Source organism: Cellulosimicrobium sp. AB352, from assembly GCF_049538415.1.
Taxonomy (GTDB): Bacteria; Actinomycetota; Actinomycetes; order Actinomycetales; family Cellulomonadaceae; genus Cellulosimicrobium; species Cellulosimicrobium funkei.
Genome location: NZ_JBMVFX010000060.1, coordinates 1 through 299 on the forward strand (window position 1 = coordinate 1; position 299 = coordinate 299).

The 299-nt window shown below is 75.9% G+C and carries 1 protein-coding gene; it reads right to left on the bottom strand.

What is annotated here, in order from left to right:
• The coding region (locus tag ACPCUX_RS18830) for an Ig-like domain-containing protein (protein WP_423389403.1) at nt 1–299 on the bottom strand (299 nt) is incomplete at both ends.

A 299-nucleotide genomic window follows, 5' to 3' on the forward strand; every position in this document is an offset into this window, starting at 1 on the left:
GGCCGGGTCGAGGCCACGACGGTCAGGGTCGCGGTGCCCTCGACCGGGGGGTGCTCGCCGTCGGTGACGGTGATCGGGACCTGCACGACCGAGCCCTTGGGCACGTCCGGGGTCGCCTGGGCGCGCAGCGTGGTGCCCTCGACGGACACGGTCACGCCCTGCGCCTGGCCGGTGGCCTTGAACGTCAGGGGGTCGCCGTCGGGGTCGGTCGCGAAGCGCGCGAGGTCGATCGAGGCCTCCTCGCCCGCCGCGACGTCGAGCGTCGGGGTCGACAGCTCCGGCGGCAGGTTCTCCGGCGG